Genomic DNA, 11869 nt, shown 5'->3' on the forward strand with positions numbered 1-11869 from the left:
AGTGTCCAACTTTAAGGGTTCACTTCAGATGGGAGATTAGGATTAATAATCTCTTTTTTTGTTTACAAAAGTAAACGAAGTGCTATACTAATTATGATTACAAATGTAGACGAAGGAGTTGATTGGATGGAATTAACAGTTTCCAATAGCGAGTGGGACCTTATGCGAGTGGTCTGGTCTTTAGATCAAGCCACTTCGGCTCAAATTATTGCGGGGATTCAAACACAGCGTTCCTGGAGTGCCTCGACCATTAAAACAATGTTAAAACGGCTGGTTGATAAAGGTTGGTTAACCTTTACAAAGCAGGGACGGCGGTTTAATTATCAAGCGACTATTGATGAACATACTGCAATGTCCCAACGAGTCGCTGATTGCTTTGCGCAGATCTGTGATATGCACAAGGGCGAGATCCTTTATCAGGTAATTGATAATGCTGCTTTGAGTCAGAGTGATATTGAGAAATTACAAATCTTATTAGCGCAAAAGGCATTAACGGCACCACAGGCCGTTGCATGTAATTGTATTGAATGTCGTCAATGTCAGGAGGAAGAAAAATGAGCGTTCTTCAAATTGTAGTTTTAGTTCTTGCCATCGTGTTAATTGCTTTTATTAGTTGGTGGTTTTTCGGCAAACACGACACGGGAGCAGTTAACGCCACTATGGTTGGTGACCACCAACAAGTCGAAATTAAAGTGGATGGTGGTTATTCCCCTGAGACCGTGGTGTTAAAGCAAGGGGTTCCAGCACAATTGATTTTTAACCGGCTGGATAAATCCAATTGTTTGGATGAAGTGGTTTTTCCAGATCAGGGGATTGATGAAAAATTACCGGCCGAAGCTGTCAAAAAAATCCCGTTTAATACAGATCAAGCGGGGGAGTATTCATATGCTTGTGGGATGAATATGTTTCATGGAAAGGTGATTGTTAAGTAGGAGGTTAGCTGATGGGATTATTTAATAAAAATCAGGTCGTTAAGATTAAAGTTGATCATGGATACGAACCGTCGGTAGTGAAAGTTAAACAGGGTAAACCGGCTCAATTAGTGTTTAAAAGAACGAATCCATCGTCTTGTCTTGAGGAAGTCAAATCGACTCAGTTGGGGTTTGATCAATCGCTCCCCATGAATCAAGCCGTGACAATCTCCATTCCAACGGATCAAGCGGGTGAATACGAGTACACCTGCGGGATGGAAATGTTTAAAGGAAAGGTCGTAGTTAACTAATGACCTATACCAAGCGCTTTTTTATTTCGTTGGTTTTATCAATTCCAATGTTAATTCAAATGATTGGAATGCTCTTTAATTGGATGATGCCATTCTATAATTGGATTGCTTTGATCACCACGACTTTGATCATGGCTTTATCCGCCTTGCCCTTTTGGCAAAGTGCTTGGGCGGCCTTTAAGCATCATCATGCGAATATGGATACTTTAGTTGCAGTTGGTACAGCAGTGGCCTACTTTTATAGCATCTTCGCCATGTTTACGGGACGAGAAGTCTATTTTGAAAGTGCAGCCTTCGTGACGGTTTTTGTCTTGTTAGGGCAGGTCTTTGAAGAACGGATGCGCCATAATGCCTCTAGTGCTGTAGAAAAATTAATTAATTTACAAGCTAAAACGGCTGACGTAATCCGTGATGGAGAAGTTATGACGATTGCGCTTGATCAAGTAACCGTGGGTGATTTTGTGCAGGTACGACCTGGACAGAAAATCCCCGTCGACGGTGTCGTGACTGAAGGTCGCTCGACGGTTGATGAGTCGATGTTGACCGGGGAAATCATGCCTGTGACTAAAGAAAGAGGGGACCAAGTTTATGGGGCGACTCTTAATAAGAGTGGTCGCTTATTGCTGAAAGTCCAAAAGACAGGCAATGCCACTATGCTGGCACAAATTGTTGAATTGGTGAAGATGGCGCAAACTAGTCGGGCACCTATTCAAAAACTAACGGATCGCATTGCGGACGTGTTCGTTCCCTTGGTATTAATTATTGCAATTGTTACTTTTACCCTATGGTATCTGATATTTGGAGCGACACTCGTGCAAGCGATGCTTTATGGAGTTGCCGTAATTGTCATTGCTTGTCCGTGTGCTCTAGGTTTAGCAACTCCAACAGCGATCATGGTTGGGACTGGACGGGCAGCTAAATATGGCGTCTTGATCAAAGATGGTGAAGTATTAGAAAAAGTGGACCATCTGCAAACGATAGTGTTTGATAAAACGGGAACCATCACGATTGGTCAGCCACAAGTAACAGATGTAATTGGTGACTGTCAAATGACTTTACAATTAGCGGTTAGTTTAGAAAATTCATCCGAACACCCTTTGGCACAAGCAATCCTGGAAAAAGCTAAGGAAGATGGAGTTTCTCAGCAATCAGTTAATAATTTTCAAGCGATCCCTGGGCAAGGAGTTCGTGGTGAGATTGATCAACAAACGATCTTGGTCGGCAATGACAAATTAGTCGCTAATCAGCAAATTTCAGCTGATTTGCAAAAAGCTAAAGTTCAACTGCATCAGGAAGCTAAAACCGTGGTGAATGTCGGCGTTAATGATCAAGTAATAGGATTAATTGCGATTCAAGACCAACCCAAAGCCGACGCTGCTCAAGCGATTAGGGCCTTAAAACAACGGGGTTTGAAAACGATGATGTTAACAGGAGATAGTCAAGAGGTAGCTCAATCCATTGCCCACTTGGTTGGGATTGATCAGGTAATTGCGGATGTTTTACCTGATCAAAAAGAAGCATCAATTCGGCACTTACAAGCGACGGGATCAGTCGCCTTTGTGGGGGACGGTATAAATGATGCTCCAGCATTATCAACGGCGGATGTCGGGATTGCGATGGGCTCTGGGACTGACATTGCGATTGAAGCTGGTGATATTGTCTTGACCAATAATCGTCTCCTAGGAGTTGTAGATGCAATTGATATTAGTAAAAAGACCTTCCAACGAATTAAACTGAATCTTTTCTGGGCCTTAATTTATAATGTGATCGGGATTCCGATTGCGGCCGGGCTCTTTGCGGAACTTGGCTTAATCTTGAGTCCGGAATTTGGTGGGTTGGCGATGGCCTTATCATCTATTTCGGTCGTTGGTTCTTCTTTATTGCTAAATCGTGTTAAAGTTGGTTATGAACAGTAGAAAATATCAAGAAGCTGGGGAATTTTTATTTTCTCAGCTTTTTAGTTTGTGAAATTATTTAATTTCTTAAGTTTTCTTCACAAAGTATTTGATTGGCTAGGCGACTGGTAATTGTGAATTTAATAATTTTTATCCAAAAGCTTGTGAAATTAAAAGAAAGCGTTTACAATGTGAATCACAAAGTGAATGGAGGAAATTATTATGACTTATCAAACGATTAATCCATATTCCAACGAAGTGGAAAAGACTTTCGAAAATACAAGTGCAGCTGAAGTTGAACAAGCCATAGTTAGTGCTCGCCAATTATATTTAAAATGGCGGACTGGCGACGACTTAGCAGCTCGAAAAGCGGTGATTGTAAAGTTAGGACAGCTCCTTCGGGAACGGCGGACATCCTTAGCCGAATTAATGACCCGTGATATGGGGAAACTCATTGGAGAAGCCGAGGGAGAAGTTGACCTTTGTGCCAGTTTTTGTGATTACTATGTTGAACATGCGGATGAGTTTTTAGCACCACAACCCATCTATACTAATTCTGGGAATGCTCACATTTTAAAGCAAGCCTTAGGGGTATTGATGGCTGTGGAACCATGGAACTTCCCATTCTATCAGATTGCGCGGGTTTTTATCCCTAACTTCTTGGTGGGAAACCCAATGCTCTTAAAAGATGCTTCCAATTGTCCAACTTCAGCGCAGGCCTTTGCAGATTTAGTACTTGAAGCTGGCGCTCCTAAAGGCGCATTAACCAATCTCTTTGTCGATTATGATCAGGTGGCGGCGATTATTGCCGATTCAAGAATCGCCGGAGTCTGCTTAACCGGTTCTGAACGTGGTGGTCGCTCAGTCGCCACGGAAGCCGCAAAATCGTTAAAGAAATCGACACTCGAACTCGGTGGAAATGATGCCTTTATTGTTTTAGAAGACGCCGATTGGGACCAGTTAGCGCAAATTGCTCCGCAAGCTCGACTATATAATGCCGGCCAAGTATGTACGTCCTCGAAACGATTTATTGTTCCTGAAGCCCGGGTAGATGAGTTTGTTGAAATTCTTAAAGCGGCCTTTAAACAGGTTAAGATGGGCGACCCAATGGATCGATCAACGACTTTAGCGCCGATGTGCTCGAAGAAGGCGAAAGAAAAGTTAACTAAACAGGTTCAAACAGCAATTGATAATGGCGCTAAGCTGGAATATGGCTTTGAACCGGTCACTGAGCTGGCGGGGCAATTCTTCATGCCGACGATCTTAACGGGGATTACGGAGGACAATCCTTTGTTTGATCAAGAAATGTTTGGACCTGTCGCGGTTGTTTACGGATACCAAACCGAATCCGAAGCAATTGCCTTAGCTAATAATTCTAGTTATGGCCTCGGAAATACGGTTTTTGGTTCTGATATTGCCCATGCTCGAGAAGTGGCCGCTCAAGTAGAAAGTGGGATGAGCTGGCTAAACGCAGGGTGGGCCTCTCTACCTGAAATTCCGTTTGGTGGGGTGAAAAATTCAGGTTATGGCCGGGAATTGAGTGAAATTGGCTTTACTGAATTTGTTAATCAACACTTAGTTTATGAAGTAGAATAGCTCCAAGCCCTTTACCTTACTGACTACTTGTGCTATAACATTCATCAAAACGAGGGTTGCTTCCGAATACGCCTCGCTAAAAACAAACAGGAGATGATGTTATGGAACGAATTGCTAAATCGAAATTATTTGATTTATTAGGGGTTGTACTAGTGGTGGGGATTGCCATCGCCAGTGGTTATTTAACTGAAACCCTTGCAGAAGTAACAAACTGGGGTAGTTGGGCGCGTTGGGTGCCATTTGGGCTGATCTCTATTGGGAATTCGGTCCTGTCCATTTATTCGACCCGGCTAACTGGTCGCATGAATAATGTCGGTAATTGGATTGGGATTATTAACGCTGTCCTATCAGGAACCATTGATTACTTACTTGGCAATCAGGCGGCGATTGTCACGTATCCGGTGACCTTTATCATTTATATTTTTGCAATTCGAACCTGGATGCGGTCGGAAAAGTATCGGGCGACTAAGCCCTTGACGGGAACGAAGAAGTGGCTAGTGATGATTAGTCTGTTCATCTTAAGTATGGCCTTTTCCTTTGCCACCAATTTGATTGGTTGGAAAAATGGTTTCCAACAACCGCTATTTTGGATCGTGGTGATTGCCTTTGGCCTTTCACTAACCGCTAATGTTTTAAATGCCATGAAGTTGACAGTCCAATGGCAATACTGGTTTGTTTATAACTTTGTCCAGTTAATTAAAGCCATATTGCAAGGTAATTTTGCTAACGTTGGTAAATACATCTACTACATTATAAATGCCTTGGCCGCCTTAAGTTTTTGGACAAATTTATCTGCCAAGACAGAAATTGAAGAACCATAAATAAAAACTCGATCTTGAAATTCAGGATCGAGCTTTTATTTTTAGGTTAAGGTTTCGCCACGCAGACTACGGTAAAAATTAACTTGGCAGGCTTTGTAATAAGGTATGATCCAGATACAAGCAATTCCGCATGTAATGATCCCCAGGATACCCCAGCCGATGAAGGATAAGTCGAGCAAGAATAATTGAGTTTTATGACCGTCCATTAATTCACGACTCTGAGTAATACAGTTCAGGTAAGAAGGTCGGTCATCAGGATGAGCGCTCAATTCATCCTTATAGATAAAGTAGGTTTGAGCATAACTATAGTGCTTAATGATCGCGGGGAATAATAGTAAGATTGACCAAAGAGAAAGGAAAATGTACATGATCAAGTAGAGACATAGGGTTGCTAAGAAGTACTTTTTCGTATAAATCGAAAACATCCCCTGCGTGGCACTGAAGTTGGCGTTATCCGTTCGGAACCAATCTAGCATGGTAAAGAGTGCTCCAATGGCTACGAATTCAACTAACATAGTGATGATAAAGTTCAGAATATTATTGTTGAAACCTGCGACGATATTGTTATGACTTAAGAACCCCAAATTATTATAGTGGTATGAGGTTAGGTCGGGGTGGAAGAATAAATAGATTAAAGCACCGAAGATAACACCACCGATAAAGGCAAAACCAATACTAGCGATAATTGCTAAAATAATTTGAATAATATTTAAGCTAATGGCTTGTCCCCAGTGGCCCCGTAATTTGTGACGGGCAGCTTGTTTTAGTTCGCGTCTTGATACCATGTTAAGTCCCTCCTTTTTATTTTATTATATCAGAAATAATGCAACCGTTATATAGCTGATCTAACAATTATGAGACCGTTTTCTTTCAAGCTAAGATGAGATAAAATGGATATATTGAGGAGGGGTGTCAGATGTTTTTAATTGATACGAGTCGACATGGCAAGCCAGTGTATGATCCAATTGTTAACCAATCATTGGATAATTATTTAATTAATGATTTACGGTTGCCGGGGCATGGCTTAATCATGTATATTAATGATCCGGCGGTAATTATTGGCCGCTTTCAAAATGCCTATGCTGAAGTGAATTTGCCTTATTTAAAAGAGCAAGGAATTAAGTTGGTGCGCCGTTCCAGTGGCGGCGGGGCGGTCTATCATGATCGCGGAAATATCGTCTTCGAAAATATAGTAGTAGGCGATTTATCTAATTATGGTGATTTTAAAGCCATCGGGGATCCAATTGCCCAAGCATTACGTCAACTAGGGATTGCTAGTGCAGAAGTCCGCGGTCGAAATGATATCGCTGTGGATGGGAAGAAGTGTTCTGGGATGGCCATGGTTAAAAGTGGTGATGCTTATGCCGCTGGTGGCACCATATTGTTTGATCTTGATCAAACCGTTGCCTGTCAAGTTTTAACCCCAGATCGGGGAAAACTTGAATCCAAAGGGATTAAATCAGTAGATGCGCGGATTACCAATTTGAAGCCTTACTTACCAACGCAATATCAAACCTGGACCAGTGATGATTTTAAGAACTATTTATTATGTGCCTTGTTTGAGGTTGATCAAGTTGCTGATATTCCTACCTATCATTTAACTGATGAAGATTGGGCAATTATTGACCAACGGATTGCGGATCATTATGGACAAGAGGCTTGGAATTATGGTAAGAATCCCGGGTATCAATACTATGTTTCAAAACATTTTCCGATTGGCACTATCTCCTTTAACTTTAGTGTTCAGGAGCAAAAAATTAGCGCGATTAAAGTCTTTGGTGATTTCTTCACGACAGGAGATCCTACTAAGGTGGAAACAGTTCTATTAGGGTGTAGATTTGATCACGATCATCTAAGAGCTAGTCTGTCACAGGTCGATTTACCGGCTAATCTTGGTCATGTCACCGTCGATGAAATTGTTGATTTATTAATGGAGGAAACAAATGGAAATTAAAACAGCTGTCGTTCAAACACAAGGAGCCCCATTAGAATGGACTCAGGCGCAATTAGATGAACCAAAAATCAATGAAGTACTGGTTAAGGTGGTAGCTAGCGGGATCTGTCACACGGACGCGGAAGGACGTGATACGGGGATCACTCCTTACCCCGTTGCGTTAGGCCACGAAGGAGCAGGGATTGTTGAAAAAGTTGGAGCGGCAGTGACCACAGTAAAGCCCGGTGATCATGTTGTCTTATCTTATACGGTTGATGGAACCTGTCCACAATGTCGAACCGCGCATCCGGGTAGTTGTGAAAGCTTTAATCTTTATAATTTTGGTGGAGCGTCTAAAGATGGAACCCACCGAATTCATGATGAAACCGGTCATGATATTTCTAACTTCTTTGGCCAATCTTCTTTGTCAACTTATGCGGTCGTTGATGAGTCTGGAGTAGTGAAAGTAGATCCAGAAGTTGATTTACGGTATTTAGGTCCGCTTGGTTGTGGCTTTTTAACCGGGGCGGGGACAATGTTAAATTATATTAAGCCTCAATTTGGAGATACGGTTGCCGTATTTGGGGCTGGTGCGGTCGGAATTGCGGCAATTATGGGAGCCAAAATTATGGGGTGCCGTCATATTATTGCCGTTAACCGCAAAGATTACCGGCTAACGATTGCCAAAGAAATGGGTGCCACGGAAGTCATTAACAACTCTAAGGTTGATCCGGTAGCTGCCATCAATGAAATTGTTCCAGGTGGGGTTGATTATGTAATTGATACCACTGGGGTTGGTTCGGTCATTTTAGATGGCTTACATGCCCTGCGACCAGGTGGAGAATGTGTCCTAGTCGGAATTGGTGGTGACCTGAACTTGAATGTTATGAATGACTTGCTAGCAACCAGTAAGAAGCTAACCGGGGTTGTGGAAGGTGACGCAGTTCCGCAAACCTTTATTCCTAAATTGGTTGATTACTTTAAGCAAGGAAAGTTTCCACTAGATAAATTAAGTCGCTTCTATCAACCCGAGGACATTAACCAAGCCTTTGCTGATTCCGCATCGGGAGAGGTGATCAAGCCCATTATTGTATTTGATGAATAATAAAATCGCCTGAGAAAGTATTCGTGCTTACTCAGGCGATTTTTATGATGAACGTTGCTGGTTATTTAAAATTCCGTCAATAATGTCTTGCAGACTAATGGCTTTCATTTCATTAAAAGCTGCTTGTTGAATTCGATCATAAGCGTCTTGTAACGTAGTTTGAATGTTGCCACCAACAATACAAGCTGGATTGGTATTCGGATCAATATGAATTAAATCATGGTTAATATCAACAGCTGTATAGACGTCGTAAAGATTGATCTTAGCTGGTTGTTTTGCTAAAGAAGGGGTGGCCGATCCTTGATGAGTTAAGATGAGTCCAGCTTTTTTAGGTCGCGCATAAGATTACGAACCACACTGGGATTAGCTTCAATGCTATCAGCAATCCTTCGGCTGGAAAGGTCACCATTTTGATAAATATCAAGATAAGCTAAGAGATGAATAGCATCACTAAATTTATAAGAAAATTTCATGATCAGTGGCTCCTGTAAGTTAGTAAATCATCACTATTGTAACAAATTACCAAAAGGGCGCCCATCTTGCTGGCGATTTTCATGATGACTAGCGACTCAAAACCTCTTTAATGGCCTCGGTAATTGGCAATAAATCATGACCAAGGACGGTTGGTAAATCATTAGTATTTTCTGACAATGACCCTTCTTCAATTGGCAATTGGAAAGAAGCATAAAGCGTTGCCAGATCATGATTTAAACCAGTCGCTTCTAGTGCTGAAATGTATGCGTCTTGACTAAGCTGAGTTACTTCAAAATTGTTACCGGTTGCCACTTGAAGGGCTTCACCTAGTTGAGCATAGGTCATGGCCGGACCAGTAAATTCATAGATCTCAGCGGGGGCTGTTGAGACTAACACTTTGACCGCCGCTTCAGCATATTCACGTTCAAGCGCCCAGCCGGCTTGGTTGTTAGCCCAGTAAGCAGCTACTTGGTCATTAGCACCGTTTTGGAGGAAACCAAGCTCATTTTCTAAATACCAATTGTTCCGTAAGAAAGCATGGTTCAGGCCCGCCTTAATAATGGCTTTTTCGGTTAATCGATGATCTTGGGCTAAAGCGCTAATTGAAGTTTGAGCATGTGGAAAACTAGTATAAGCTACGAATTCGACATCATTATTTTGCAATGCCTGGATCACATTTTGGTGTTGAAGATCACGACTTACTTCACCGCCAGGTTGAGAAGAAATAAAGAGGACTCGATCAACCCCGTCAAGGGCAGCCGTCATTGAATCAACTGAGTCGTAAGATCCTTGTCGAACTTCAACCTGTGGGAATAAAGTTTGAGCCTTGGCTTGATTCCGGGCGATTACAATGATGTCCTTTGTATCAACTAACTTTAATAATTCATTAACCGCCGTTTGTCCAAAGTTTCCAGTAGCAGCAGTAATTGCGTATTTCATAATCTAATACTTCCTTTCGAGATGTTGATTTATAATTTACAAGTATTATCATAACACATGTAATTTTTAAGTCAACAAGTTTATTCAAAAAAATCAATCTATTCGAAAATAGACTGATTCATTCGCTGTTATTTTAAGATCGAAAAGGCGGCTTTTAAACCCGCGATGACCATATCAGTACCGATGACGGCCAAGATTAACCCCATGAGTCGGGTGATGACAGTTAATAAATTCTGCCCCAATTTTTTAATTATTAATTCCCCGTATATAAAGAGAAAATAGGTTAAGAAAGCAAGAATGGCAAATGAGAGAATCACAATTAATGGATTATGCTTGTCAGCGAGGTTCATGGCTGTGGCAATGGTTCCTGGCCCAGCCAATACCGGCATGGCTAAAGGGGTGATCGCCACCGACATCTGTTGGTCAATGCGCGGATTCTTTGGATCAACATTGTGTTGGAGACTAGATGATTTTCCTTTAAGCATGTCGTAGCCGATAATGGCGATGACAATTCCGCCAATGATCCTGAGAGCTGATAAATTAATCCCAAATAAATCGAAGATATATTTACCAACGAGGGCAAACAGGATCACAATGATGGTCGAAATCACTAAGGCTTCTTTAGCAATAGAGCGATTAACTTTAGGATCATCGGCGGTCGTTAGGCTGATAAAAACGGGCATGTTACCAAGCGGATTGAGGATGGCAAAGAAGGCCATAAAGGACACCGCAAAAGCTGTTATCAGGTTCATAGTTGGTACCTCCTTTTAGATAGCTTTATTTTACCATTATAGGATGGTTATAATGTGAAATAGATTACAATACTTATTATTTGTAAGTGAATCTCTGAGATGATAAACTTTAGATATTAAATTAAGGAGATTAAAAATGACAAATCCATTCATTGAATTACAAAGCAAACGCCACTCGGAATATGATTTAAATGATCAGGTGAGCCAATCACCAACACAATTGGCTGATCTAATTAAAACGGCGATAAAGCAATCACCGACCGCCTTTAACAATCAATCAACGCGAGCAGTGATCACATTTGGTAAGGATTCGGATGCCGTTTGGGAGATTACTTTAGCGGAATTGAAGAAAGTAATGAGTGATGATGCAGCGATCGAACAGACTGCCGCCAAAATTGATGCCTTTAAGGCGGGCTTTGGGACGGTGCTCTTTTATACTGATACAGATGTAGTTAAGGAGATGCAGGCTCAATTCCCTAGTTATGCCGATAATTTTCCTGATTGGGCCGAACAAGGTCTTGGGGGTGCTCAACAAGCCGTTTGGGAAGCTTTGACAACAGAAGGCCTAGGCGCAAGTTTACAACACTACAATCCTTTAATTGATCAACAAATTGCTGAACGATTCGACATTCCTGATTCATGGCAGTTACGTGCTGAAATGCCATTTGGTAATGTTGGTCAAAAGGCAGCGGCTAAAGATTCAATTGATGATGATTTGCGCTTCAAAACCTTTGGGATTTAAGGAGGAAGATGATGGCTAAATTATTAAGTAACACGAGTTTAACAGCGGAACAAACGCAATTTTTTAATGAAACAATGGATTTTATTTCTACTAGCGGAGTAGACGGGAAACCCCAAATTGGCCCTAAGGGATCATTAAGGGTTTTAGATGATGAACATTTAGTTTATCTAGAATATACTTACGGGCAAGCCTTTGAAAACATTAAGGCTAATCCTAAAGTAGCTGTTGCTGGATGGGATCCCAAGAATCATTTATCATTCCGGGTTAACGGGACAGCAGAGCTTCACAAAGATGATGACCTTGCTGATAAATTATTGGCTGATAGTCAACATCCGGAAGCGACGGTGGTCGTAATTAAAATTGATGAAATTTATGCTTTAGCATAAAAAT

At 41.5% G+C, this 11869-nt stretch carries 13 protein-coding genes and 1 pseudogene; 10 read left to right on the plus strand and 4 right to left on the minus strand.

Going from position 1 to position 11869, the window contains the following annotated elements:
* The first annotated feature begins 126 nt into the window (after positions 1-126).
* The 6 genes from FC60_RS01655 to FC60_RS01680 all read left to right on the plus strand — a co-directional run bounded on the left by FC60_RS01655 (position 127) and on the right by FC60_RS01680 (position 5534).
* Positions 127-558, plus strand: a complete 432-nt coding sequence (locus tag FC60_RS01655) for a CopY/TcrY family copper transport repressor (protein WP_056936777.1) — start codon at positions 127-129, stop codon at positions 556-558.
* A complete protein-coding gene (locus tag FC60_RS01660; RefSeq protein WP_056936778.1) occupies positions 555-932 on the plus strand; it encodes a cupredoxin domain-containing protein in 378 nt (125 codons plus the stop codon). The genes FC60_RS01655 and FC60_RS01660 overlap by 4 nt, the downstream gene beginning before the upstream one ends.
* Positions 933-943: 11 nt before the next feature.
* Complete coding sequence (locus tag FC60_RS01665; protein WP_056936779.1) at positions 944-1222, plus strand: cupredoxin domain-containing protein; 279 nt, start codon at positions 944-946, stop codon at positions 1220-1222.
* Positions 1222-3138: a copper-translocating P-type ATPase gene (locus FC60_RS01670; protein ID WP_056936780.1), complete on the plus strand. Its 1917-nt coding sequence runs from the start codon at positions 1222-1224 to the stop codon at positions 3136-3138. The genes FC60_RS01665 and FC60_RS01670 overlap by 1 nt, the downstream gene beginning before the upstream one ends.
* Before the next feature lie 201 nt (positions 3139-3339).
* Positions 3340-4713, plus strand: a complete 1374-nt coding sequence (locus tag FC60_RS01675) for an NAD-dependent succinate-semialdehyde dehydrogenase (protein WP_056936781.1) — start codon at positions 3340-3342, stop codon at positions 4711-4713.
* 101 nt (positions 4714-4814) lie between these two features.
* On the plus strand, positions 4815-5534 hold the full coding sequence (locus FC60_RS01680; protein WP_056936782.1) for a nicotinamide mononucleotide transporter: 720 nt from the start codon (positions 4815-4817) through the stop codon (positions 5532-5534).
* A 41-nt stretch (positions 5535-5575) separates the two neighbouring features.
* On the opposite strand, the gene FC60_RS01685 is transcribed toward FC60_RS01680, so the two are convergent.
* Positions 5576-6319 carry a DUF975 family protein gene (locus tag FC60_RS01685; protein WP_056936783.1) on the minus strand — a complete coding sequence of 248 codons (744 nt, stop codon included), beginning with the start codon at positions 6317-6319 and terminating at the stop codon, positions 5576-5578.
* A gap of 131 nt (positions 6320-6450) precedes the next feature.
* Here FC60_RS01685 and FC60_RS01690 point away from each other — a divergent pair, with 131 nt between their 5' ends.
* Together FC60_RS01690 and FC60_RS01695 are read left to right on the plus strand one after the other, a co-directional pair.
* On the plus strand, positions 6451-7488 hold the full coding sequence (locus FC60_RS01690) for a lipoate--protein ligase (protein WP_056936784.1): 1038 nt from the start codon (positions 6451-6453) through the stop codon (positions 7486-7488).
* Positions 7478-8572 carry an NAD(P)-dependent alcohol dehydrogenase gene (locus FC60_RS01695; protein ID WP_056936785.1) on the plus strand — a complete coding sequence of 365 codons (1095 nt, stop codon included), beginning with the start codon at positions 7478-7480 and terminating at the stop codon, positions 8570-8572. Before FC60_RS01690 ends, FC60_RS01695 begins: the two co-directional genes overlap by 11 nt.
* 42 nt (positions 8573-8614) lie before the next feature.
* Here FC60_RS01695 and FC60_RS01700 read toward each other — a convergent pair.
* The 3 genes and pseudogenes from FC60_RS01700 to FC60_RS01710 form a co-directional block, all read right to left on the minus strand.
* A pseudogene (locus FC60_RS01700) lies at positions 8615-9045 on the minus strand (Rrf2 family transcriptional regulator).
* Positions 9046-9133: 88 nt separating this feature from the next.
* The gene (locus FC60_RS01705) at positions 9134-9985 is read right to left on the minus strand and encodes an NAD(P)H-binding protein (RefSeq protein ID WP_056936786.1); all 852 of its coding nucleotides are present in this window, start codon (positions 9983-9985) and stop codon (positions 9134-9136) included.
* Between the two features lie 128 nt (positions 9986-10113).
* Positions 10114-10737, minus strand: a complete 624-nt coding sequence (locus FC60_RS01710; protein ID WP_056936787.1) for a MarC family protein — start codon at positions 10735-10737, stop codon at positions 10114-10116.
* Positions 10738-10873: 136 nt separating this feature from the next.
* Between FC60_RS01710 and FC60_RS01715 the strand changes: the two genes are divergently transcribed.
* Both FC60_RS01715 and FC60_RS01720 read left to right on the plus strand, forming a co-directional pair.
* Positions 10874-11479: a nitroreductase family protein gene (locus FC60_RS01715; protein ID WP_056936788.1), complete on the plus strand. Its 606-nt coding sequence runs from the start codon at positions 10874-10876 to the stop codon at positions 11477-11479.
* Between the two features lie 11 nt (positions 11480-11490).
* On the plus strand, positions 11491-11865 hold the full coding sequence (locus FC60_RS01720) for a pyridoxamine 5'-phosphate oxidase family protein (protein ID WP_056936789.1): 375 nt from the start codon (positions 11491-11493) through the stop codon (positions 11863-11865).
* The last annotated feature ends 4 nt before the right edge of the window (positions 11866-11869 follow it).

It is taken from the genome of Limosilactobacillus gastricus DSM 16045 (assembly GCF_001434365.1).
GTDB classification, from domain to species: Bacteria; Bacillota; Bacilli; order Lactobacillales; family Lactobacillaceae; genus Limosilactobacillus; species Limosilactobacillus gastricus.